14 protein-coding genes are annotated in these 23,418 nt (G+C 74.3%); 1 reads left to right on the top strand and 13 read right to left on the bottom strand.

Annotation, left to right across the window (positions count from 1 at the left end; all coding sequences use genetic code 11):
- Position 1 precedes the first annotated feature (1 nt).
- The 6 genes from QSK31_RS33870 to QSK31_RS33895 all read right to left on the bottom strand — a co-directional run bounded on the left by QSK31_RS33870 (position 2) and on the right by QSK31_RS33895 (position 14,523).
- Entirely contained in the window at positions 2 to 1,585 is a 1,584-nt protein-coding gene (locus QSK31_RS33870; protein ID WP_285688674.1) for a hypothetical protein, read from the bottom strand.
- Positions 1,582 to 11,427: a DUF6603 domain-containing protein gene (locus tag QSK31_RS33875; protein ID WP_285688675.1), complete on the bottom strand. Its 9,846-nt coding sequence runs from the start codon at positions 11,425 to 11,427 to the stop codon at positions 1,582 to 1,584. Before QSK31_RS33875 ends, QSK31_RS33870 begins: the two co-directional genes overlap by 4 nt.
- Positions 11,424 to 11,942 carry a hypothetical protein gene (locus QSK31_RS33880; protein WP_285688676.1) on the bottom strand — a complete coding sequence of 173 codons (519 nt, stop codon included), beginning with the start codon at positions 11,940 to 11,942 and terminating at the stop codon, positions 11,424 to 11,426. Before QSK31_RS33880 ends, QSK31_RS33875 begins: the two co-directional genes overlap by 4 nt.
- A 502-nt stretch (positions 11,943 to 12,444) precedes the next feature.
- Positions 12,445 to 13,461, bottom strand: coding sequence for a monooxygenase (locus QSK31_RS33885; protein WP_285688677.1), 1,017 nt, complete (start codon positions 13,459 to 13,461; stop codon positions 12,445 to 12,447).
- Positions 13,362 to 13,988 carry a hypothetical protein gene (locus tag QSK31_RS33890; protein ID WP_285688678.1) on the bottom strand — a complete coding sequence of 209 codons (627 nt, stop codon included), beginning with the start codon at positions 13,986 to 13,988 and terminating at the stop codon, positions 13,362 to 13,364. Before QSK31_RS33890 ends, QSK31_RS33885 begins: the two co-directional genes overlap by 100 nt.
- Before the next feature lie 10 nt (positions 13,989 to 13,998).
- Positions 13,999 to 14,523 carry a TetR/AcrR family transcriptional regulator gene (locus QSK31_RS33895; protein WP_285688680.1) on the bottom strand — a complete coding sequence of 175 codons (525 nt, stop codon included), beginning with the start codon at positions 14,521 to 14,523 and terminating at the stop codon, positions 13,999 to 14,001.
- A 72-nt stretch (positions 14,524 to 14,595) separates the two neighbouring features.
- On the opposite strand from QSK31_RS33895, the gene QSK31_RS33900 reads away from it, so the two are divergent.
- Positions 14,596 to 15,267, top strand: coding sequence for an SDR family oxidoreductase (locus QSK31_RS33900; RefSeq protein ID WP_285688681.1), 672 nt, complete (start codon positions 14,596 to 14,598; stop codon positions 15,265 to 15,267).
- A 77-nt stretch (positions 15,268 to 15,344) separates the two neighbouring features.
- On the opposite strand, the gene egtD is transcribed toward QSK31_RS33900, so the two are convergent.
- The 7 genes from egtD to QSK31_RS33935 all read right to left on the bottom strand — a co-directional run bounded on the left by egtD (position 15,345) and on the right by QSK31_RS33935 (position 23,384).
- Complete coding sequence (gene egtD, locus QSK31_RS33905; RefSeq protein WP_285688682.1) at positions 15,345 to 16,325, bottom strand: L-histidine N(alpha)-methyltransferase; 981 nt, start codon at positions 16,323 to 16,325, stop codon at positions 15,345 to 15,347.
- A complete protein-coding gene (egtC, locus tag QSK31_RS33910) occupies positions 16,322 to 17,125 on the bottom strand; it encodes an ergothioneine biosynthesis protein EgtC (RefSeq protein WP_285688683.1) in 804 nt (267 codons plus the stop codon). Before egtC ends, egtD begins: the two co-directional genes overlap by 4 nt.
- Entirely contained in the window at positions 17,125 to 18,423 is a 1,299-nt protein-coding gene (gene egtB, locus QSK31_RS33915; protein ID WP_285688684.1) for an ergothioneine biosynthesis protein EgtB, read from the bottom strand. Before egtB ends, egtC begins: the two co-directional genes overlap by 1 nt.
- A gap of 52 nt (positions 18,424 to 18,475) precedes the next feature.
- Positions 18,476 to 19,720 (bottom strand): ergothioneine biosynthesis glutamate--cysteine ligase EgtA, encoded by a 1,245-nt coding sequence (egtA, locus tag QSK31_RS33920; RefSeq protein WP_285688685.1) that lies wholly within the window; start codon positions 19,718 to 19,720, stop codon positions 18,476 to 18,478.
- A 123-nt stretch (positions 19,721 to 19,843) separates the two neighbouring features.
- Positions 19,844 to 21,034, bottom strand: coding sequence for a vWA domain-containing protein (locus QSK31_RS33925; RefSeq protein ID WP_285688686.1), 1,191 nt, complete (start codon positions 21,032 to 21,034; stop codon positions 19,844 to 19,846).
- A complete protein-coding gene (locus tag QSK31_RS33930; protein WP_285688688.1) occupies positions 21,034 to 22,194 on the bottom strand; it encodes an AAA family ATPase in 1,161 nt (386 codons plus the stop codon). The genes QSK31_RS33925 and QSK31_RS33930 overlap by 1 nt, the downstream gene beginning before the upstream one ends.
- A gap of 26 nt (positions 22,195 to 22,220) precedes the next feature.
- Positions 22,221 to 23,384: a hypothetical protein gene (locus QSK31_RS33935; protein WP_285688689.1), complete on the bottom strand. Its 1,164-nt coding sequence runs from the start codon at positions 23,382 to 23,384 to the stop codon at positions 22,221 to 22,223.
- Positions 23,385 to 23,418: the final 34 nt, after the last annotated feature.

Genomic DNA, 23,418 nt, shown 5'->3' on the forward strand with positions numbered 1-23,418 from the left:
CTTACCCGTACAGGTCAGGGATGGTCGACGGGGCGAAGGACGGGTCGAAGGTGTCGTGCGCGGGGTCCAGCCCGGCCGCCTCGGCCAGTGCCTCCACGTACCGGCGAAGCTCCGCCCGCAGCGGCTTGAGCAGCTCCGGGTGGTCGGCCAGGGTCTGGAAGTCGGTCTCCAGCGCGGGCACGGCCGGTGGGGCGGGCCGGGTGGTGCCGACCGGCGCGTCCCGCAGGATGCGGTCGACGACCGCGAGATCCAGGCCGAGCCCGGTCGCGATGTCGGCCGCGTCGGCCGGGTCGAGGAAGCCCGGCGGTGTGTCGACGATCGGGACGATGCCGCCGAACGCCGCGACCGGATCCGCCGCCATCCTCTTCAGCAGGGCCTGCGCGAGCAGCCGGCCGGCGCCCGACGGGTCGATGCCGAGGCTGGTGACGCCGGGCAGTTTCGGTAGCGTGGCCGCGAGCGTCGCGGCCGCCATGGTGTGGCGCCGCCAGGTCGCCAGCTCGGCCAGGAACCGTGGATCGGAGAGCGCGAGCAGGCGCCCGGTCTCGAACGCGGCGGCCACCGATAGATCCTCGAGCCCATCGGCGGCGATCGCGCGGCCCTGGTCGGCGGCGAACAGCGGCGCACCGGCCTGGCCGCGAACGACCGGCCGGGGGACCAGCGGCCCGCGGTACCAGGCCGCGGCCTCCTCGCCGCGGCGGGTCCGGTGCGCGATCGCGACGTGGCCGGTGGGTGTGACCGGCGGGCAGCCGTCCGGCGCGGTGCCGAGGCTTCCCGAGTCCAGATTCTCCATGATGGACTGGAAGTCGCCAGAGCCGGTGACGGTGAACCGGAAGCGGAACAGCACGGGAAAGCGGAGCGGCGGCCCGCCACCCGGCGTCGCCTGCATCGGGCCGAGACCGTCCACCGGGTCGCCGGTCGTCGTGGGCAGCACGTCCAGCCGGTGCTCGAGCGAGATCAGATACGCGCCGTACGCCAGCTTCTCCCCGGCCGGCGCCCGCGGCAGCCGCGCGGACACCACCACGGCCAGCTGACCGTCCTCGTCCGCCCCGGCCAGCTCGGTGTCGCCGACCGCCACCTCGCGGACGTGACACAGCCAGGCCAGCTCGTCCGGCCGCGGAAATGTCCGGGCCACCACCGCGGGGCTGACCTCGAGGTGGTCGCACGTCCCGGACTCGGCCCGGATCTTCAGCCGGGCGTGCAGCGCGGGTGGCACCGCTTCGGTCACCGGCCGCCCGGTTCGCAGGGTGGCTTCGGCGTCGGTGAGGACAACGAGCGCGAGCCAGGGCCGGCGTTGCGGGTCGCCCGCGGTTGCCTCGCGCTCCCACGGCAGCGTGCGGCGCAGCAGGGCCACCTGGGGCAGCCGCGTGTCGTACCCGCCTTCGGAGTTGTGCGGCGGGTAGACGCTCTGCACCTCGGTGGCGGCGAGCCCGAACTGCGGGGCGGTCACGGCGAAATGGGCGGTCACCGGCGCGACCTCGCCGACCCCTTCGATCCGATGCCCGAGCCGGACCGTGTGGTCCCCGGCCGTGACCGGCGGCCGCACCGCGGCGTGCAGGCGGAACTCGCCCTTGCCCAGGCCGGTCATGAGCTGCCTGCGATCCAGCGGAGCTGCGACGCCCGCGAACCGCGCTCGGTCAGGCCCGGCACCAGCGCCTCGAGGCCGCGACGGGCCGTCTCGGCGGCGACCAGGGCGGCCGGGCGGGCGCTGCCGAGGACCCCGGCGACCTGCCAGTCCGGCTGGTGCCCGACGGTCACGACGACCGCGCGGCCGGGCTCGGGCCGGACGGTGAAGAACAGGTGGGTGCGGTAACCGGCCACGGTGGACACCGGCGGTGCCGGGCGGCCGTCGGCGCCGGTCTGCTGAGTCGCGCCGTCCAGGCCGAGGATCAAGCCTTCGGCGGGGGTTCCGGCGCCGGGCGCCGTGTCCAGCACGAGCAGGACGCAGCGGGTGCCGGCCGGGAGGGTGGTCCGGGTGAGGGCGGATCCGCGTACGGCGTCGGCGCCGGTGGTCAGTGCGGCGTCCACCGGGGTGCGGTTGCGTAGCTCCGGTGCGGCCGCCGCGCGCAGGAGTCCGCCGGGGACGAGGCAGGTCATCGGATGGGCGCGCAGCACCGGGGTGCCCGCGTACCAGCCGGCGAGCCCCGGGGCGGCGTCCGTCCGGCCGGTGCCGACCAGCACCAGGCGCTGGGCGCCCCGCGGCACGGTCACGTCGGCCGTGGTCACTTCGGCGTCGGTCAGGGCCGTGCCGTCCCGGCCGACCGTCACCACCCGGACCAGTTGGTCGCCGGTGATCGACAGGGCCGGGCGTTGCTCCGACACGTCGGCGCGGGCCTGCGGCACGTGCCACACCTGGGCCTGCCCGGCCGGCAGCGAGACGCCGGCGGCGGCCAGCCGGGTTTCCATCTCGAGCAGTGGGCCGCGGTCGGCGAGCAGCTCGCGGCGGCGCTCCCGGCCGTCGCCCACCCGGCGGAACCGGTTGGTGACGTCGCGGGCGGCAAGGCCGGATTTCGGACCGGCGCCGAGCGGTGGCGCCGTGACGTGCAGGTGCGCGGCGAGCGGCGGTTCGGCGAAGCGGGCCTCGGCCAGGGAGGGCGGTGTGCGGCGGGGCAGGCGGCGGCCCCACGAGCCGACGGTGGTGCGGCCGGGCGGTGTCACGTCGGCGGCCGGGCGCGACCAGAGCAGAGCGGCGAGGAGCGGTTCGCCCGGGCGGGGTCCGGGCGCTGGCGGGTCGGCGTGGCGCGGCACGACGGGTACGGGGTCGGCCGGTGCGACGTACGCGCCGGTGGTGATCCGGGCGAGCCGGGGCGGGGCGAGTCGATCGGCGGCGAGCAGGCTGATCGCGTACCCGCTGGGCCCGGCCGCCGCCGCGCGTCCGGTGCGCACGCCGAGGCAGCGACCCAGCGCCGCACCGGCCACCGCGTGGATCGCGCCGCCGGCCAGGGCGGCCGCGCTCACCGTGAACGCGTCGGCCTGCTGCTGTTCCACCGCCCAGGCCGCGGCCGCCGCCATGGCCGCCGACATGGCCTGCCCTGGATCCCGGTCGTCCAGCAGCGGCAGCCGTCGCGGTCTGCCCGGCTCGACGTCGTCGATGCGGCCGACCCGCGGCACGCCGAGCAGCACCGGCACGGCCACGATCCGCGCGCCGGTGAACGCGGGGTGCATCCCGTCCGCACCCACGTCGCCGGGCTCCGGGATGCGCCACAGCCCGTCCGGCACCGCCCCGCTCACTGCCACGATGTCCACCGGCACCGCTTGCCCGGCGTCGTCGACCACCGCCACGGTGTGCCGCGAGGTCACGTCCGCGACCTGCATCGGCGTGAGGTCCAGCGGCAGCCCGCCGAGGACTGTGTCGTTGACCCGGTTCGCCGCCGTCCGGGTGCTCGTGGCCAGCGTGAACTCCGGTCCGACCCGGAACGGCCGCTCGGCGCTCCCGTCGTCCGGCGCCCCGGCCGGGCCGCCCGGATCCGGCGGGATCGAACCGCCGGCCACCACCACGCTCATCGACTGCTCGTGCGGATCCCCGGCGACCAGGTACTTGTCATGGAACGCGCCCCAGCCGATCGGCTCCACCGTCACCCGGCCGCCCGGGCCGAACGGGATCCGCACCCGGACCACGCCCAGGTCCAGCGTCGCCTCGCCGCGGATCCGCGGCCCCCAGACGTGCAGCTCGGCGCCGATCGAGAAGCCGAGCCAGATCCGGATCGTGCCCAGGAACCACAGGTTGATCTCGATGTTCAGGCTGGCCGTGACGCCGATGAACACGGTCACGTCGTAGTAGGCGGGATCCCACGACACGACCGCGTCGAACCCGGCGGTGAAGGTCGCCTTCACGAACCCGCCGTCGAAGACGACCTGGATCCGGGCGCCGGTCATCACCGCCGTCGAGGTGAGCGCGAAGTACGACTCGCCCTTCACCACGATCATCGAGCTGACCTGCCAGCTCAGCCCCAGCCGCGGGATCTGCGGCAGCACGATGTGTGGCCGGGTCCGGCGCGTCTCGGCGATGAAACGCGAATGGAAGCCGCCGAGCGTGAGCAGCACCTCGCCGGTGCGGAACCAGATCATGAAGGCGAACCCGCCGGTCAGCCGGCAGGCCGGGTTGATCAGCCACGAGTTTGCGGTCAGCTGCGCCTGCACCGACAGCACGCCGTCCCGGCTGGAGAACCGGGCCAGCAGCGCCAGCTCGATGCTGACCAGCGGCGCGGCCGGGTTCGGCAGGCCCATCCGGGAGGTGCCCAGGATGGCCACCTCGACCCCGTCGCCGAACGACACCGCGAGCATCGCCACCGACTCGACGATGGTGAACGTGGTGAACCGCACCCCGGCGGCCAGCCAGAAGTTGCCGCGCAGCGGTGGGAACGCGGCGGCGATGTCGTTGAGCGCCCGCATCGGGTCGCCGGTCAGGCCGCCGCTGGAACTCATCGCGCGGACCAGCGGGAACGCGTTGACCTTGCCGACCTCGTCGGGGATGGTCAGGCCCCGGTTGATGCCGAGGCCGGCGCCGACACCGGTGACGAAGAAGGCCGGCGGGCCGCCCAGCGTCGCGGAGAGCGCGCCGAAGATGAACAGTGACGTGTACTTCTCGGACTTACCCGGCACCGGGAATTCGCCCCAGGCGCCGATGACGTCGATGCCGAAGCCGGCCGCCCGCAGCACCAGCATGCCGACGTATTCGACGCCGCCGTCGCGTTCCAGCTTGCGCAGGCCACCGGCCAGCTCGACGTTCGCGTCGTGGAAGGCGACGGCCAGCCCGGCCAGGTCGATGCGCCAGGTCAGCGGGTTCGCGGCGGTGGCGAACGGGATGATCAGCTCGAGGTCGTCCACGCCCACCTCAAGGCCGGACAGCGCGGCGCCGCCGTCCAGCAGCAGGCTGACGTCGGTGGGCCGGCCGCCCTCGGTGCCCACGTCCAGCCCGATCTGGGCGATGTAGATCGGCCCGAACGACCGCTGGATCGGGATCCACCACGGCCCCGAGCCGAGGCCGGCCGACACGGTGACCCGGACCGGTTCGGTGGCCGTCTTGCGGACCTGCAGCTCGGGGCTGAAGCTGGGCGCGACCTTCTCCGGGTCGCCGCCCGACCCCGGGCCGGGGGAGAGGACCTTGCCGGCCACCGGGTTCCCGCCGCCCGCCGAGCCGACGTCGAGCGCCAAGCCGTCGATCACCAGCCGCCCGCCGGCGTGCCCGAACCCGCTCGCGTCCTGCTCGTACGCCCCGGACAGCCGCAGGCTGCCCACCCGCAACCCGGCATCCAGCAGCGGCCCCTGCTCCGCCCGGACCCGGACGCCGAGCCCCCGGATCCTGATGCCCGGAGCCGCCCGCACCGCCACGCCTCCGATCAGGTCGTCCGGCAGCTCCAGCACCCACAGCTCGAGGTGGCCGCCGGCCGGCCCGGGCAGCGGCGGATCCCAGACGTCGTCGGCCTCGACCGCCAGCACCAGCGGCCCGATCGCGGGCGGCACGATCGCTTCGGTCAGCCGCAGCCCCACGCCGTATCGCCGCGATCCGGCGGGCACGGTCCCGCCGGTGCGGGTCAGCAGGACCAGCTCGAACGGCCCGAGCGTGGGCCCGCCGTGCGCGTCCACCAACTTGGCGATGGCCCCGAGGACCCGCCCGGTCATGTTGTCCACCAGGTCCCCGGCGAGCCGCCAGGACCCCTGCGAGCCGGCCAGCACGCCCGCCTCAGCGAGCAACCCACCGAGGCTCGGCGCGGAACCGAACGGGCCGTTGAGCAGGTCGCCCAGCGTCGCCTGAGCCAGCGCCAGCTCGGCCGCGAGCGGCACGGCCAGCCGCTTGACCAGCGCCGGGATCGCCGCGGTCAGATCCGTGCCGGAGACGACCTCGGCCGCCGTGGCCCGCCGGTGCAGCACCAGCGTGCCTTTACCGAGCGTGACCTGCACGAGCAACGCTTCCCGGCGGGCCGCGGATACCGGGTCCAGCCACACTCCGGCCTCGACCCGCTCCGGCACGTCCGCGCCGAGCGTGACCTCGACGAACGGCAGCAGGTCGACCGGGCCGGGCAGCAGCGCGTCGGCGTCCGTCGTGGTCAGCGAGAGCCGGGCCGCGGCCAGGCCGGTGTCCCCGGCGGTGACCTCGCCGCCGATCCGCAGTCCGGGCAGCGGCTCGAGGCCGGCCGCGCGGATCCGGATGCGGGGTGCGCCGGTGGCGGCCGGGGCCAGGTCGACCTCGATCGCCCCGGCCGGGCTGCGCCACAGCGGACCGTTTCCGGCCGGGTCGCCGGTCACGGCGGCGACCAGTTCGCGCAAAGCCGCCAGCGCCGCGGCCGGCCGGGCCCGGAATCGGGACGCCAGTTCGGCCGGCGGGTCGGCGGCCAGCAGCCGCAGTTCGGTGATGCGGAAGGTGCCGCCGGCTGGGTCGCGGAGGCCGAGCGCTTCGCCCAGCGTGGTCAGGGCGGCGGCGAACCGGGCGATCCGCGGGTCGGCGTCGCCGGCGTCGCCGAGCGCGTCTAGCAATACAGGCAGGGCGTGCTCGACCGCGGCGGTGGCCGCCAGCCCGGCCAGCGCGCCTAGGTCGGGCGTACCTGGCAGCAGTGGCAGCACCAGCTCGGTGGCCGACGGGTCGGCCGGCTGCAGCCGCACGGTCAGGGCGGTGGACAGCCCGGCTTCCAGCTCGACCCCGGCCGATCGGAACCCGGCGGTACCGGATCGCCGGATCGCCGCGCGGACGCCGGTGCGAACCACCAGCCCCGGCGCCACGGAGACCAGCAGCGCCACGTCCGCGCCGGACCCGTCCGCGGCGGCCCGCCGCAGCCGCACGGTGAGCCGCAGCGCGTCGCCGTCCTCGGTGGCCGTCACCGAGCCGCCACCCGGAAGCGCCAGCCCGTCCCCACTCTGCCCGATCAGCCGCCCGGCCGCCCCGAGCAGGGCGGCGAGCCGGGCCGGTGCGAGCATCCCGCTCGGCCAGCCGATCGGGTCACGGAGCAGCCAGATCGGGCTGCGCACCCGGCCCGTCCCAGCCGGCAGCAGGCCGAGTGCCCGCAGCAGCGGGTCGACCCGGTCACCGCGCACGTGCTCGAGGCCGGCGCGCAGCACTTCGGCCGCCGCGGCCGCCGCCACCTGCGCGCCGAGGGTGGGCAGATCGGCCGTGGGCCAGAGGGGAATGCGGTCCGGCGCCGGCCGGCCCGCGTCGAGCTCGATGTCGGCGGTCGTGCCGGTCCGGGAGTCCGCGTCCAGCACGAGCGGGCCGAGCCGCAGCTGCGCCCGCGCGTGGAAATCCGGATCGAGCGTGAGCGTGCCGTCGAACGGCACCAGGCCGCCCAGCAGCACGGTGCTCGCGGCGGTCAGGCGCGTTCCGGCACCGTCGTCCACCAGGGACAGTCCGTGGTCGCCGGATGCCAGCAGCCGCCCCGCTGCGTCGACGACGAGTTCGCGGCCGGCGCGCAGGCTTTCCATCGGATCAGTGAGGAAACGGTCCAGCGCGTCCGGCGGGAAGGTCACCGTGCCGTCCGGGGCGATCGCGATCAGACCGGTTGCGGCGAGCACGTCGAGCAGATCACGGACGAGGCCGGTGGCGGGTGCGGGGGACAGCGCCCGGCCGAGCGCGCCGATCAGGGTACGGGCGGCCGCGTCGGGCGCACCGAGCCGGACCGCGCCGAGCTCGATCCCGGCGACGGCGGCATCGTGCAACGTCATCGTGGCCGCGCCGGACGAGCCCAGCACCACGGTCAGATCGGCCCGGCGCACCCGCGGGCCGGACCCGCCGGCCGCCGACCCGGCCAGCCAGCCGCCCTCGCGCCAGAGCGATGTGCGCACCGTGACGGCCCGCCCGGGGTCGCCCGGGCCGCCGGCCCGCAACCGGATCCGGTGCAGGTCGGCGCGGACGTCCACGCTGGCGCGCAGGTCGTCCGACTCCGGTGCCGACCGGGCGGCGGCGATGCCGAGGCCGAGATGCGTGGCCGGGGCGCGGGTGCGGCCCGCCGACTCGTCGGGCAGCAGCCCGCGGACGTGCCCGGCGACCGCCCGGGCGAGGCCCGCCGTCGCGAGGACCAGGTCGTCCCCGGTGAAGCCGGCCGGGATGGCGAGCGGTGCCACGGCGCCCGGCAGCGGCGTGGGCAGTGGGGGCGGCAGGAAGTCGCGTACCGGAAAGGGCGTGGCCGCCGCCAACCCACCCGGACCTGGCACCGCCGCGCCGCACAACGCGGCGCGGGCCCGCAGAAGGCCGAGGAGCCCGGCGATCTCCTGTGCGTCCGGCTGTGGCAGCAGCGCGGCCAGTCGGCCCGCCAGCACGGTCGCCTCGGCGCCGGTCGCGGCGGCCACCGCCGGCCCGTACGGGCATCCGACGGTGACCAGTCCTTCCGCGTCACCGCCGGCCCAGACCGCTCGCGCGGCGTGCCCGGCCACCGAATGCGCCACCAGCGTCACCGGCCCGGGAGCTGCGGCCCGCACCGCCTGCACCGCCGCTCGCAGCCGTCCCGCCACGTCGGCGACCGGTGGCAGCAGGACGAACCACGGTCCTTGCGCGGCCACCGTGGCGGACGCCGGCAACTCGCCTTCGCGCAGGTCGATGAGCGCCGGATCCGGTGGGTCGGGCTGCCCGCGCCAGGGAGCGACACCCGGCAGCGCCGCCGCGACGTAGATCACCCGGCCGCCGTCGACGCCGGGCGCGTGCAGGCTCAGCTCGAAGGCGGCCGGAGCATCCAGATGGGACACGCCGTCGAGAGTCGCGCCCTGGGCGTCGCCGTCGGCGATCTGGTCGGCCGTCCGGAAGATCCCGTCGCTGTCCCGCAGCGCGAGCAGCCCGGCCAGGTCGGCCACCACGTCCCGGCCGGCCGACAGGTCACGCAGGAGCGGATCGAAGCGGGCGGCCGCGGTCAGGATCTCGGCCGCTGTGGCGGCCGGGTCGCCGGGCACGATGGTGTCCAGCACGGGGTCGAGCCCGCGCAGTGAGGGCCCGTCGGGGTCGAGCCAGGCGAGCAGTTCCGGCCCTGACGGGTACGCGCCGAGCGTGATCCGCCACGGATCTGCGGGCGTACCCGTCCCCCGAGTGCCCACCGCGAACCCGCCGCCGGCCGCATCGTGCGCCACCAGCCCCTGCAGCACGCCGACCGCGAGGTCGGCCAGGTCGAGCCCGGAGTCGCTCGCCATCAGCCGGGCCAGCCACGACCGCAGCGCGCCGACCGGATCGGCGAGCAGCTCATCCAGCCGCAGCGGCGGCAGGTCGGCGGCCAGGGCGGCCACGTCGATGCCGGGACCCGGATCGTGCCGGAGTCGCAGACGAGCGGTCGGCCGCCAGCCGAGCAGCGCCGCCGCGACCGCCCCGAACCCATCCGCGTCGGCGCCGGCCAATCCACGTGCGAGCAGCCACTCCAAGGCGGTCCAAAGGTCATCGCCCGGCGGGGGCAGGCCGGTGCCGAGCTCGAACGGGTCGGGCAGAGTCAGCGTCTCGCCGGCCGAGGCCAGCGCGCCGCCGCGGATGGCGAGCCGGCCTTCCCAGCCGGTCTCCCGGCGCCACTCCACCACCGCGGTGGCCGTGCCGAAGCGGACCGCGATCGGCCCGCCGACCTCCAGGTCGTCGCCGATCTCGAGCCGGACCAGCGCACCGTCGGCGAACGACACGACCGGACCGGCCGCGGGCAACTCGATGCGGGCGAGGGTCAGCAGCATGGCCGGCCGCAGCTCGGCGCCGTTCAGCGCGACCGGATCGTGCACGACGCCGGCGCCCACGTGCAGGACCGGTGCCGCGTCCGGCCCGGAGCGCCACAGCCGCAGCTCGAGTTCACCCGCGGCCACGCCGGCCAGCCGCAGCACCCACGGGCCGGCCGCATCGCCGGCCGGCGTCTCGACGGCGGTCGCGCCGAGCAGCCGGGCCAGCTCACCGGCGAGCGTGCCCCATCGCCCGGAGCTGAGCACGGCCGCCTGGTACCGCCCCCAGGCCCCGAGCGGGTCGGCGATCAGCTCGGGCAGGGCGGGCAGCCCGGGCCAGGTCTCCGCGACCGGCACCGGCCGGGTGAGCCCGAGCAGCACGGCCAGCGCCCGCGCACGTCCCGGTTCGAGGAAGTCGTCGAGCGCCGCGGTCAGCGCGTCGGCCGCGGCAGCGCTCGCGGCCCGGCCGATCGCCTCCACCGAGGACAGATCAAGCGTGGGGTACGCCGTCCCGCGCAGCATCACGCCGATCGCTTCGACTTGCAGCGCGGGCCGATGGTCCGCCCCGGCCCCGATTCCGGCGCGCAGCGTGCCCACCTGCACGTCGGCCGTCCCGGTGGCGGGCAGCCGCACCAGCGGCACGCCGTCGCGGCTCAGCTCGAACCCGACGTCGAACCGGGGCAGCCAGGTGACCGCAGGCGTCGCCGCCAACGTCAACGCACACAGCTCGACCAGCACGCGCAGCCGGCCCGGCAGCGTGGCCGCATCACCGGTGCGCAGGCTGCCGGCGACCGCGGGCCGGATGGTCACCGCACCGCCGGCTTCGGTCACCACCATCTGAACGGACACCTCGACGTCGCCGGTCGGCCGCACCACCCACCGCAGCGGGTCGGCCGCGGTTCCGGTGCCGAGCACGCCGTCGGGCAGGTCGAGTTCCAACAGCTCGGCCAGCGCCTGCAGCCACGCTCCCAGCCCGCCCGAGCTCACCATCGTCCGCAGCCAGTCGACCAGGGCGGCCGGCCCGCGGCTGAACAGCTCGGCCAGCGGCAGCGGCGGAATGCCCTCGCGGTCACCCAGGCCGAGCAGTGCGAGCAGTCCCCGCAGCCGCCCGGAGTCGTCGTCGCCGCGACCGGCCCGCGTCTCGAGCAGGCCGTGCAGCACCTCGACCAGCTGGGCGCCGAGCAGATCGGGGTCGTCGGTCAGGGTGAGGTCGCGAGGTTGCGGCCAGGCCGGCAGCCGCAGCCCGCGGAGCCGGACGGCCAGCGCCGGAGCCTGTCCGCCGGCCGTCGGCAGGTCGGCCATGACGGCGACACCGGCCAGGGCAACCACGTCGTCCGGGCCGGCCGGCGGGAAGTCCAGCGCGATGCCGAAGCGGATCGTCCCGGCCGGGGTGCCGGGTAGCAGCACCACACCGCTCTCGCCATCGCTGCCGGCGACGGGCACGGCCAGGGTCGCGGAGAGCCTGAGGCCGTCGCGTTCGGTGGCCGCGCGCCCACCGAGTCCGAAGCTGACCCGGCCCGGTGCGGCGTCCACGATGGCGCAGAGTGCGGCCGGTCCCTCCTGGACGAGCGGGATCCAGGTCTGGCCGGGCGGCAGGGCGGGCAGGTCGAGGGTGCGGGACACCTCGCCGAACAGCGACGCGGCCAGTCGCAGCAGCGCCTCCCGCCGGTCCGGGTCGTGCGCGACACCGGCCAGCGTGCCGGACGGGTCGCCGAAAAAGGCCGGATTGAGCGCGAGGCTCGCCGGATCCCCGGGCCGGTCCAGCCGCAGCACACCGAGCGCCAGACCGACCTGCACCAGCTCGTCCGGCAGCTCGACGCCGATCATGACCGCGCGGCGCGGTCGATGGCGTGCCGGGCCTGCGGCACCACCCGCAGCACTCCGTGGCTCGCCCAGACCGCGCCGGGCAGCATCGGGCAGCAGTGCGCGTCCTCACCGGCCCGGGCCGCCACGGTCTCGCACACCTGACGGAACGCGATCCACACGGCGGCCACCGCGGTCGGTCCCCAGACCGCCACGACCAGCGGATCCGCGCCACGGGCGGCGGTCTCCGCGGTACCGATCAGCCCGGCCGGCTCGCTCTCGGTGCCCAGTGCGTACGGGACCACCAGTTGGGTTCTCGCCTGGTCGCACTGAACCGGCAGAGCGGCTAGTAGCAGTCCTTCGCGCAGTGCAACCCGTAACTCGAGGCTGTGTACAGCTAATTCGTTGTCCAAGTCCTGCCAGACGAAGCCGATGCTCGGATCGGCTTCCGCGGCTAGCGCGTCGCGTAGGAGCCGCCGGAGCTCGTCCTCGGTGACCGCGATGGGCGAGCCGACCTCGCCGGGCTGGGACACTGCCATGCGATGGATGCTTCCGTCAGGCTGACGTTCTTCCGGTCAGATCACCGACAGCGGGAGGGGATTATGCACCCGTCGGGAATCCGACCACCTTTGCGTTGACCGGGCACGGCTGGCTGATGTCCGGAGCTCGCGAGCGCGGCCGCCGGTGGCTGTCCACGCAACCTGCCGAATGGGATCGGCGTGTTGCCACGATCTCGCGTTACCATCGCTCCGGATAACGCGGAACGGGAAATTCGCCTTTGATCCGCGGAAGAGATGTGTGCTTCTCATGGGCCGTCAAGTGGTCACTCGCCCGGGTGCGCGACGAGTAACACGCGCTGCACTTGCCAATTCCCGGAAATACGCCGTGCATGTAGTCGTAGGCGCTGGGTCAGACGGCGCCAGAAATGGTGTGCGCACTGAATGGCCGGCACCGCACTCGATCGGCGGTGGTCACACGCCTGGTCACAGGCGAAGCCGAGGAACATTCGCAGCGGCAGCGGGATCCGGCCCGGCGACCGGCTCATGACCCGGCCGACGTGGTCAGGATGCCGAGGCACATCTCGTCCGCGGTGCCCTCACCCCAGATCACGTAGCGCGGCGGCAGGGCCTTCAGCTGCGGCAACCGCTTGCGGAGGCCGGCGTCATGCGTACACGTGGTCCGGAGAGTGTCTCCGGCCTTGACTTTGACCGGCTCGGGGAGCACCTGCAGCGCCTGGTTGTCGAAGTCGAAGGCCGGGACGTCGAGCAGCAGCCTGGCGTCGGGCTTGCCCGGGTTGAGCTCGACCGTGACCGACCTGCCGAGCAGGTGCATGTGCCCCCGGGCGGCGTACACGGTCATCGGTCCCGGGACCGGGGTGTCGCAGGTCTGGGTGTTGCCAGGCTTGGGCTTGGCATAGCCGCACATCTTGAGCAGGTTTCCCTCCATCGCGCCGGACTCCGCCCCGAAGCGTTTCGTGACGTCGGCGGCCGCGGCGCTCCGGTCGCACAGCGGACCCGACTCGTCCGGCGCGCAGGGCAGCTCGATGGGCACCAACAGAGGCGAGGTGTCGAGGGTCGTGGTCCGCGGCGTTCCGTCGGTGAGGCGCAGCCGCACGGTGGACTGGTCACTGCCGGCCGGCTTGCCGCCGGTGCCGAGCAGGCTGTAGTGCGTCTCCATCACGATCAGGCTGCCCGGCTTCAGCGGAAAGCCGAGGTCACCGTCGAGCGGGATTTCCTGCACGCCGGGTGTCCAGGTGTCCACCCAGGTCGCGTCACCGACTCCGGCCGAGCTGAAACAGGTCCAGCCCTCCTCCGGCGTCTTGGCGTCGATCGCCCGGACCTCGGCCGCGTGCTCGGGCGCGATCACGTTGGTGATGGCGTGGTGGGCGATCGGGACGTTCTGCGGGGTGAACTGGACGCCGGTCAGGAACGCCGGCTTGGTGATCTGGGGGTCGAGGATCACGCAGCGGTACTCGTCGAGCCCGCCGGCCGGTGGCGCCGGGGTGACCGGCTTCGCGTATTCGATCTCCTGGAAGCGTTCACCGGTGCGCAACGGCAACGCCGGCGCCGCGGAGGAGTTGTGGGCGTGGGCCGGGGCTCGAGCAACGGCTCGCATCCGTCCAGCGCGCCGGCGAGGTCCGGCCGCACCCCGGCGAGCGCCGTGGCGGCCCGCCTCCAGGTGTCGGTGAGCTCGGCCGTCGAGAACCGGAACCGGCTTCCGGCGTCCATCCGCCCTCGCGCTTCGTTCCGGAGCCGGGCCAGTAGCCGTGCCGCGGCCAGCCAGCCGTCCGTGGACGGTCGCTGGGCCAACGACTGCGCGCCGACGTCCTCGAACTCGAGGACGACGAAGCCGTCTCCGCGATGCGCCGCGATGAGCCGTGGCGCGGCGATCCGGCCGGGGATCAGCACCTGCTCGTACACGTCGAGCGCGAGTGCTTCCGCGCCGGCGCCGCGCTTGACGATCGTGGTCGAGCCGCCGGTCCAGCGGATCCGCCAGGTCTCGCTGATGCCCCAGTGCCGCAGCTTGTCGCCGCCGACCGCGACCCGGCCGCCGGACACCAGCGGAAGCCATCCGGGAGAATCCATCCGGGGGACTTTACATAAGGGCCGCTCTGGCCTCGGCCAGGATGCGGTCGGAGAGCTCGGTGCCCGCCGTGGCCCGGGCCAGCAGCAGCGCGCCGACCAGGGTGCTCACCGCGACCAGGTCCTCGCCGCCGTCGGTGGCCAGCTGCCGGGCGTAAAGCTCCACCCCCTTCGCGTACGCCGGAATGGCGGCGTTGTCCGGATCCTCGCGGGCCAGGTCGCCGCCGAACCCGGCGGTCGGGCAGCCGGTGCCCGGTGCGTCGCGGTGCTCGGGCGAGAGGTACGCCTCCAGGAACGCGTCCCGGTCGAGCGAGGTGATCCGCTCGCCGGCCTGGGTGAACGCGAGCCCGACCGCCTCGGTGACCAGCGCGTCCTTCGAGGCGAAGTGCTTGTAGAACCCGCCGTGGGTCAGCCCCACCTCGGCCATCACGTCGGCCACGCTGACCCCGTCGATCCCCTGCTCGCGAAACAGGCGGGCCGCCGTCTCGACGATCCGCTTCCGGTTCTCCTGCGCCTGCGCCTGCGACACCCGTCCCATGGATCCGAGTATAGATGGCATGTGTCATCTATTACCTTGCGCAGCTTAGATGACGGTCATAATCTATTTGGCATGGACATCACGAACTCGGTAGCCGTCGTCACCGGCGCCAACCGCGGCCTGGGCCGCCACTTCGCCACTCAGCTGCTGGAACGCGGCGCCAAGGTGTACGCCGGCGCCCGCAACCCGGCCTCGGTCGACCTGCCCGGCGCCATTCCCCTGCAGCTCGACATCACCGACCCGGCCTCGATCGAGCGGGCCGTCAAGACGGCGGGGGACACCACCCTGCTGATCAACAACGCCGGGATCTCGCTCCGCCAGCCGCTCATCGGCGGCGACCTCGACCTGATCCGGCAGGAGATGGAGACGCACTACTTCGGAACCCTCGGCGTCACCCGCGCGTTCGTCCCGTCGATCGAGGCCAACGGCGGCGGCGCCATTCTCAACGTGTTGTCCGTACTGTCCTGGCTCCACCTCGACGTCACCGGCGGTTACTCGGCGGCCAAGGCGGCCGGCTGGGCGATGACCGACTCGGTCCGCCACGAGCTCGCCCCGCGCGGCATCGCGGTCGCCGCCCTGCACGTCGGCTACATGGACACCGACATGGCCGCGCACGCCCCGGCCGACCAGAAGACCGACCCGGCGCTCGTCGCCCGGCAGGCCCTGGACGGCATCGCGGCGGGCCTGACGGAAATCCTGGCCGACGACCTGAGCCGGAACGTGAAGGCCGGCCTGGCCGGTTAGGTTCGGCGCTGGGACGAGGAGGCGAGGCCGCGATGCCTCCTCGTCGGGGGACGCTCTGGGCGGCCGTGCGGGAATGCTCAGCCCTGCGGGACGGCGGTGGACAGCGACAGGGCGAACAGCCCGTCCGGGTCGGTCCACCAGTGGTCGAGGCTGAACCCGGCCTCGGCCAGTTCCCGCTCGACACCCTCGCGGCGGAACTTGGCGGACACCTCCGTGCGGACCTCCTCGCCGGCCGCGAAGTCGACGACCAGGTCGACGCCGGGGATGGTGACGCGCATCGGCCAGCGGGCGCGCAGCCGCATCTCGATCCACTCGTGGTCGGGATCCCAGAGGGCGACGTGGGCGAAGCCTTCGAGGTCGAAGTCGGCGTCCAGGCTGTTGTTGAGGACCCGCAGGACGTTGCGGTTGAACTCGGCGGTCACCCCGGAAGCGTCGTCGTAGGCCGGGACCACGACGCTCGGGCTCTTCACCAGGTCGGTGCCGAGCAGCAGGTGCTCGCCGGGTTCGAGCACCGCCCGTACGTCGGCGAGGAACGCGGCCCGCTCGGCCGGCACCAGGTTGCCGATCGTGCCGCCGAGGAACGCGATCAGCCGGTCGCCGCCGGTCGGCAGGTGTTTCAGGTGACGGGTCATGTCGCCGACGACGTTGTGCACCCGCAGGCCGGGGTAGTCGGCCGTGATCCGGTCGGCGGCGGCGGTCAGCGCGGTGGGTGAGACGTCCATCGGTACGAACGTCTCGAGGGTGCCGGTCGCGGTCAGCGCGTCCAGCAGCAGCCGGGTCTTGGTGGAGTAGCCGGAGCCGAGTTCGAGCAGCGAGGTGGCCCGGGTGTGCCGGGCGATATCGGCGGCCCGGTCGGTGAGGATCTGCCGTTCGGTGCGGGTCGGGTAGTACTCGCGCAGCTCGGTGATCTGCTCGAAGAGCTCGCTGCCGCGGGCGTCGTAGAACCACTTGGGCGGCAGGGATTTCGGGTCGGTGGTGAGCCCGGTGGTCACGTCGGTCCGCAGGGCGCGGCTGAGCTCGTCGGCGTCCAGGTGGACGTCGATGGCGTGCACGTTCACGGTTCTCCCAGGGTTGTCGTCGTGAGGGCGGTGGCCGTGGCGACCAGCAGGGTGCGGTCGGGGACGGGCTGCCAGCCGGGGTCGTCGTCGAACGGCTCGGACGCCACGACGACGTCGGCCGCCCGGCGGGCCGAAGACGGATGACCGGAGGCGAGGGGTGGCTCGCCGCCGGGCGCGGCCGCCCGCCGCCGGACCGACAGCGAGTGACCGACGGTGGTGGCGGCGATCGTCTCGCCGTCGGTGAGCAGCAGGTTGAGGCGGGAGCCCGGCGCGGCTCGTTCGACCTCGGCCACGACCGAGGCGAGCGCGTCGCCCGGGGTGGCGCCGGACCTGAGGCGGTCGCGGACGAACACCCAGAGCAGGGCCGCGTCGGTGGGCGCCTCGAGGACGAGCAGACCGTCGATCGCCGTCGTGGACGCCAGTTTCGCCACCGAGCCGGGCCACCCGGTGACGACCCCGTTGTGGCTGAACAGCCAGGGCCCCTCACCGAAGGGCGCGGCCGCGGACTCGGTGACCGGCATGCCGGCGGTCGCGCTGCGGACGGCCGCGAGCACCGCCGTCGAGCTCAGCGCCGCCGTCAGCCCGGGCAGCGTGGTGTCGCTCCAGATCGGCGTGCCCCGCCGGTACCGCACCGGACCGTCCGGCGTGTACCACCCGATCCCGAACCCGTCGGCGTTGACGGTGCCGCCGCCGCGCATGTCCTGCGGCGCCCACGACTGCTTGACCAGCGAGTGCGGAGGATCGAAGAGCAATTTCCCCAGGGGTACGGGCGGGCCGAGGTAGGCCAGGTGGCGGCACATCAGGCGTCCCGCGCGCAGCGGAACCCGCTGAAGATCTGCCGGCGGATCGGGTAGTCCCAGTTGCGGAACGTGCCCCGGCAGGCGGCCGCGTCGGTCCCGAACGAGCCGCCGCGCAGCACCTTGTAGTCGGATCCGAAGAAGACCTCCGAGTACTCCCGGTAGGGGAACGCGGCGAACCCGGGGTAGCCGTGGAAGTCGCTGGACGTCCACTCCCAGACGTCGCCGATGAGCTGGTGCACCCCGCTCGGCGAGGCGCCCGCCGGGTACGCGCCCACGGCCGCGGGTCGCAGATGCCGCTGCCCGAGGTTGGCCTGGTCGGCGGTCGGCGGCTCGTCACCCCAGGGAAAGCGCCGGGACCGGCCGGTCGCCGGGTCGAAGCGGGCGGCCTTCTCCCACTCGGCCTCGGTCGGCAGCCGCTTCCCGGCCCACGCCGCGTAGGCCTCGGCCTCGTAGAAGCAGACGTGCACCACCGGCTCGTCCGGGACGATCCGCGAGGTGCGGCCGAATCGGGTGTACGCCCACCCGTCGCCGTCCCGCTGCCAGTGCTGCGGCGCGCTCAGCCCGGCCGACCGCCGATGCCGCCACCCCGCAGTGCTCCACCAGCGTTCATCGTCGTAGCCGCCGGCGTCGAGGAAGGCGGCGTACTGCTCGTTGGTGACCGGCGCCCGGTCGATGAAGTAGGCCGGCACGTCGACCTGGTGGGCCGGGCGCTCGTTGTCCAGCGCCCAGGGCTCGGTGGTGGTGCCCATCGTGAACGGCCCGGCCGGGATCAGCACGTCGCCGGTGACCGGCGTCGTCGAGCCGGGCGGAGGCGGCGCCTGGAGAACGGGCGCGCCGGTGCGTAACTGGTGCGTGGCGAGCATGGTCTCGTCGTGCTGCTGCTCGTGCTGGACGATCATGCCGAACGCGAACGCCCGCTCGACCAGCGGCGTCCCGTCGAGTCGCGTGTGGTCGAGGACGTCGAGCACCTTGTCCCGCACGGTCGCCACGTAACGGCGTGCCTCGGCCGGCCCGAGCAGCGGCAGCTGGGGCCGGTCGCCGCGCGGATGCTTGAAGGCGTCGTACAGCTCGTCGATGTCGCGGCGCACCGGCTCGCGCCCGCCGACGTCGCGGACCAGCCAGAGCTCCTCCTGGTTGCCGACGTGGGCCAGGTCCCACACCAGCGGGGACATCAGCGGGGAGTGCTGCCGCACCAGGTCGTCCTCGTCGACGGCCTCGGTGAGCAGGACGGTGCGGTCGCGGGCCCGCTCCAGCTCGGTGGCGACCAGGCTGCGCAGGGTTTCGGTCTCGGTGGCCATCACTGCTCCTGGGTGAGGTCGGCGGGGCGCAGGGTTTCGGTCTCGGTGGCCATCACTGCTCCTCGGTGACGCCGGCGCGGCGCAGACGCCGGTGGATGGTGTCGATGACGTGGGTGCCGAGGTCGGCGGGCAGGTCGAGCCGGTCGGCGGCCAGCTCGGTCAGGGCCGCGGCGGTGCGGGCGAGCGCCGGGTCGGCCAGACCGCAGCGGTACGCCTCCAGCCAGCGCCCGGCGACCGGTTGCGCGAGCTCCAGCGCCCGCTCGGTGGTCCGGTGATCGCCGAACAGGGCGGTGACCATCGCGACCGGGGCGATCCACTCGTCGCCGGGCTGGGCGTCGAGGTAGCGGATCTCCAGGTAGCCGTGTGGGCGCACCGGCGGGAACAGCGTGGTCAGGTGGTAGTCGACGTCGGCCGTGGTGAGTGGTTGGGTAACCGCGCCGGCGACCCAGTCGGCCAGGGTCACGCCGGGCGGCGGATCCCAGCGGCCGTCGTCGCGGCGGACGCAGACCAGGGGAGCGGCCAGCGCATAGCGAGCCCAGGCGCCGGAGGGGTCGTCGGGTGGATCGAGCGGCGGGTGGGTCAGGCGCGGGTCCATGTCCCACCAGGTCGCCATGCGGGCCGAGGCCACCCCGGTGTCGCGCCCCGCGTGCCGGGTGGAGTTGGCGAACAGGGCGACCAGCGGAGGGCCGAGCGCGTTCGCCGCGGCCCAGCGGACCCCGAGCTCGGCGGGGGTGCCCGCGTCCAGGCAGACCTGCAGCCCGGCGGTGCTGCCCATCATGACGCGGCCGTGCGGGCCGTGTGCGTCGAAGGCCCGCTCCATGGCTCGATAGCGGGGCGTGTCGAGCAGGCGGCGAGGCGGTCGGTAGGGGTCGATGCCGTGTTCGCCCAGACGCAGGCCGCCGGAGTCGAGCAGGGCGGTGAGATGGGCGAGGTCGGCGGTCACGGCCGCGTGCAGCGCGGCGGTGGCGGAGGCCGGTGCCGAGGAGATCTCGAGCTGCCCGCCCGGCTCCAGTGTGAGAGTGCCGCCGGAGGGCAGGGGATCTGGGGTATGGCCTGGTCGGAAGGTGGCCGGGGCGTACCGGCCGAGGACGTGACGCAGATGGTCCGGGTCGAGGGGCGCCTCGGGTGCCGCCGTGGGGTGGACGGTCCACTCGAGCTCGGCGCCCATCAACGTCGGTGGGCCTGTCTTGAAGCAGATGGCGCGGATGTGCGCCGCCACTTCCTCCTCGGTGCGTAACTCGCGCGCGAGCTCGCCTTGGTCGAGCGTGGTCACCAGCGGGACTCCCGTCGTCGCCAACTGAACTCTCGTTTACCTCCTCGGACCCTAGATCGGAGGTACGACATCTCGCCGAACGACGGCCGAGGCTAGCGAATCAAAACGGGCCTCTTGCTGCGCATACGCCCCCACAAGTGACCTGTGTCACCCGATTCTGACGACCCGCGCCCAGTCCGGTGGCGGCTCATCCCAGCCGTGTTTCGACACCGGGCGGGGAAACAGGCCGACCACGGTGCGGCAGGGCGGCCGCGACGACGGCCAGGGCGTCTGCCCGTCGGTCAGGGCGACCACCACGTCCGGCCGGGGCCGTGAGCGCAGCGCCCGCGCGAAGCCCGCACGCAGGTCGGTGCCGCCGCCACCGATCAGCGGGATGTCCTCGGCGCGGCAGAGCGGGTACGCGACCCCGGCCGCCGCGTCGCAGGACAGCACCGAGACCAGGTCGCGCCGGCCGCCGACCGCCCGGGAGATGGCCGCCACCTCCAGCAGCGCGCCGCCGAGTTCCGCGTCGCTCACCGAGCCGGAGGTGTCGATCACCACGCAGACCCGCGGCGGGCGGCGGCGCAGGCTGGGCAGGACCACGCCGGGCAGGGCGGCCGAGCGGCGGGCCGGGCGGCCGTACGAATAGTCCTCGCCCGTCCCGGATCCGGCCGCCGCCCGCACCGCCGCGCCGAGCAGGTCCCGCCAGGGCTGTGGCGGATGGAACGCTTCGTCGGCCCAGCGCTTCCAGCCCCGGGGCACGTCGCCGGGATGCCCGATCAGTCCCTGCGCCACCCGGAACCGGACCGCGTCCCGCTCCTGATCGCTCAGCCCGTGCGCGCCGTCCGCACCCAGGTCCCATTCGCGCGCGAGGCCGTCGGCGCCGCTGCCGCAGTCCAGCCAGGCCCACTCGTCGGTGAGCCGGCCCAGCCGGAACTGCGTGAGGTACTCCTCCATCAGCCGGTCGGGCTCCAGCCGCAGCCGCTTCGGCGTGATCGCGCCCTCCGGCGTGGGCAGCCCATGGCCGTACACGTCGTCGTTGATCTCCAGATCGGCGGCGATGTTCATCCGCAGCTGATCGCCGTTCCCGGTGAGGTCCTTGCGGCGCGCGACCCGCTCACTGCGCCCGTGGTGGTCTCGCAGGAGATGAGAGACCTCATGCACGAGTACGCCGGCCAGATCGGTGATCGCCGTCCGGTCCACGAAGGACGGTGACACGTAGCACCGCCAGTGCCGGTCGACGGCCATCGTCGGTACCCGCTTCGACGGCACCAGGTTCAGTGCGAACAAGGCGGTCGCCAGGTACGGCCGTTTGTTCACGGCGTGCAGCCGGGCCGTGTAGAGCTTTCCGAGGTCCATCAGGCGGCCCGCTCGGCGAGGGCGATGGCGCCGGCCAGCCGCTCGATGGCCGCGGGCACCGCCCAGTCGTCCCGGCGCAGGGCCGCGAGCGTGGCAGCCGGCGCGACGACCAGGTCGGGCGCGCCGGTGTCGAGCGCGTGGACGAGCACCGCCCACGCCGCGTCCCAGCGTGGCTCGGTCGGCGCCTTGCGGACCGCCTCGACCACCCCGTCCAGCGCGGCCTGCCGCAGATCGCCGCGCTCGGGGAGCGGGCTGGCCGGATCGGCCAGCAGCGCCTCGGGATCGGGCAGGTCGAGGCGCTCCATCGAGGCCAGCAGTTCCAGGCCGGGCCCGTCGCCGACCGTGCCCCGGACCAGCATCGACAGCACCTCGCGGGAGGTGCCGGCGGCGGTGGCGAACGCGACCAGGCGCAGGGTCATGTCCCAGGTGCGCGGGGACGGCCACGCGCTGCCGCGGCGGGCCTCGCCGGAGGGCAGCTTGTGCACCAGCGCCGGCCGGGTGGTGAGCAGGCCGCACACCGCGCGCCGGGCGAAGGCCACCGCATCGGTCAGGTTCGCCGGGTCGAGGTGGGGGAGCGTGGCCCGGGGCCAGGTGCCGGCGAGTCCGCGTACGACGACATCGGGGTCGAATGTCCACTGTAGATGCACGAAACGGTTGGCCAGGGGTGCGCTGAGCTCCCAGCCGTCGGCCGCGGAGCCGCGCGGGTTGGCCGCGGCCACGATGCGTACGCCCGGAGGAAGCCGCAGCGCGCCCACCCGGCGTTCCAGCACCAGGCGCAGCAGGGCGGCCTGCACGGCGGGCGGGGCCGTCGACAACTCGTCCAGGAACAGCAGCCCCCGGCCGGTCTCGGCCAGGCGGACCGCCCAGTCCGGCGGGGCCATCGGCACGCCCTGGACGGCCGGATCGTCACCCACCACGGGCAGGCCGGAGAAGTCGGAGGGCTCGTGGACGCTCGCGATCACCGTGGTCAGCGGCAGGTCGAGCGACTCGGCGAGGTGGCCGATGGCGGCGGTCTTGCCGATCCCGGGCTCGCCCCAGAGCAGCACCGGCAGGTCGGCCTGCACGGCCAGGGCCAGGGCTTCGAGCTGCGGGTCGGGGCGGTCCTCGGTGTCCACAGTGGTCAGCAGATCCAGCAATCGGGCAGCAGCGGTCACAGTCATGTCATCACCTGGGAGGTCGAAGGAAGTCAGCGAGTGAAGGCTTGCCGCGGGCGGCCGCGCATGACGGCGCGATCCGATCCGGGCGGGCAGTGCCGGGCGAGGCCGGCGCGGAAGAGGCCATGGTCGATCCACTGCTCGGCGGCCGCGGCGAGCTCGTCCCGCAGCGGACCGTCGCGCAGGAGCACGTCCGGTCCGAGCAGGCGTTCGACGGCCGCCAAGGCGCCGGCGGTGTCACCGTGATCGAGGCGGTTCCGGATCTCCGGGAGGTCGTCGGGGTGGCGGATCGCCCGGTCGATGGCCCGCAGGCAGGGCATCGGCGGGCCACCCAGCGCGACCAGGAGTTCCTCGCGGCGGAGGTCGTCCGGATCGTGGTCGAGGGGGACCGGGCGGCCGTTACGCAGCCCGATCCGATGCGAGGCGCCCCGGCACTCGACCAGCATCGGCCCGTCGTCACCGGCCGGGGGTTCGATCCGGGCCCCGGGCGCCAAGGCGTTGGCCACCAACGGATGCAGCCGTCCGGGATCGATCATCCCGGCCCGCAGTAGCTCCACATCGGGCGGTAGCCACGTGGCGGCGTAAGGCAGATAGGCGACCCGCGTCGGTTCCCGGCCGCAGCCGTCGAGGTCGAGGAACGCCCGGCGGCGGCCGCGCACGACCACGTGGCGCTCCCGCAGGAGCTCGGCCTCGGCACGCCAGCGGTCCTCGTCGCTCTGCTCGGCCAGGCCCGGCCGGGACCGGAACTCGGGCGCCCGCCGGGCATCCCAGAGGTGGCGGTGCAGGTCGAGGCGGTACCGCGGATCGGACCTGCGGGCCAGCGCGAGGCTGATCCGCTGACCGGCCTCGGCCCAGCCCGGCGGGGTCCGCGCCACCAACTGCAGCCCGCCCGGATAGCGCGCGAGCGCGACGGTCAGGCCGGGCCGGAGCAGGCCGTCCGGCGCGACCCGGGGCCAGTGCCAGCGCAGCAGATCCGGCGCCAGATGACGCAGGTCGTCACGCAGGAGCGGGGTGAGGTCGCGGGCCACGGCCCGCGGATCGAGATCGACGTCGAACCGTGCGGCGGCACACGCGCCGGCCCAGTCGCCTGCCTCGCGGCGGGCGGTGGCGGTCTCGACCATCGAGGGCGGAACGGCGAACTCACGCACGCGCCGCCAGCACAGAAGCCGGGTCTCCGAGCTCGTCCAGGAACGCATCAGCGCTCACCTGAGACGAACGAGACCCCCGTTC

This window comes from Actinoplanes sp. NBRC 103695 (assembly GCF_030269485.1).
In the GTDB taxonomy this organism is placed as follows: domain Bacteria; phylum Actinomycetota; class Actinomycetes; order Mycobacteriales; family Micromonosporaceae; genus Actinoplanes.

Bases quoted from the DNA above. Each gene is read 5' to 3' on its own strand.
- QSK31_RS33900 (WP_285688681.1), top strand. From the start codon at position 14,596: ATGGACATCACGAACTCGGTAGCCGTCGTCACCGGCGCCAACCGCGGC.
- QSK31_RS33935 (WP_285688689.1), bottom strand. From the start codon at position 23,384: ATGCGTTCCTGGACGAGCTCGGAGACCCGGCTTCTGTGCTGGCGGCGC.
- egtC (WP_285688683.1), bottom strand. From the start codon at position 17,125: ATGTGCCGCCACCTGGCCTACCTCGGCCCGCCCGTACCCCTGGGGAAA.
- QSK31_RS33930 (WP_285688688.1), bottom strand. From the start codon at position 22,194: ATGACTGTGACCGCTGCTGCCCGATTGCTGGATCTGCTGACCACTGTG.
- egtB (WP_285688684.1), bottom strand. From the start codon at position 18,423: ATGGCCACCGAGACCGAAACCCTGCGCAGCCTGGTCGCCACCGAGCTG.
- QSK31_RS33880 (WP_285688676.1), bottom strand. From the start codon at position 11,942: ATGGCAGTGTCCCAGCCCGGCGAGGTCGGCTCGCCCATCGCGGTCACC.
- QSK31_RS33875 (WP_285688675.1), bottom strand. From the start codon at position 11,427: ATGATCGGCGTCGAGCTGCCGGACGAGCTGGTGCAGGTCGGTCTGGCG.
- QSK31_RS33925 (WP_285688686.1), bottom strand. From the start codon at position 21,034: ATGGACCTCGGAAAGCTCTACACGGCCCGGCTGCACGCCGTGAACAAA.
- QSK31_RS33870 (WP_285688674.1), bottom strand. From the start codon at position 1,585: ATGACCGGCCTGGGCAAGGGCGAGTTCCGCCTGCACGCCGCGGTGCGG.
- QSK31_RS33890 (WP_285688678.1), bottom strand. From the start codon at position 13,988: ATGGATTCTCCCGGATGGCTTCCGCTGGTGTCCGGCGGCCGGGTCGCG.
- QSK31_RS33895 (WP_285688680.1), bottom strand. From the start codon at position 14,523: ATGGGACGGGTGTCGCAGGCGCAGGCGCAGGAGAACCGGAAGCGGATC.